This window comes from Cobetia sp. SIMBA_158, assembly GCF_046566945.1.
GTDB lineage: Bacteria > Pseudomonadota > Gammaproteobacteria > Pseudomonadales > Halomonadaceae > Cobetia > Cobetia amphilecti.
In genome coordinates, this window is the sequence record NZ_JAWJYL010000916.1 from 1 (window position 1) to 244 (window position 244).

Consider the following 244-nt stretch of genomic DNA (forward strand, 5'->3'; position numbering starts at 1 on the left):
GAACGTCTTAAGAAGAATCGAAACAATAAACTGTATTTAGACTATGTACAGCATGCGGAAGGAAAAACCATTATCGCACCTTACTCTACAAGAGGCAATGAGTTTGGCTATGTTGCCACTCCTCTTTATTGGAATGAGGTTAATAGCAAACTAAGCCCCAAACTTTTTCCAATTCCATCCGTACTCGACCGAATTTCAACAAGCGGCGATCCTTTTCAGAACTTTTTTAAAACGCGACAGGAAG

The 244-nt window shown here is 40.2% G+C and carries 1 pseudogene; it reads left to right on the forward strand.

Annotated features, from left to right (window positions below):
- A pseudogene (locus tag R2R70_RS22485) lies at positions 1-244 on the forward strand (hypothetical protein); the annotation flags it as partial.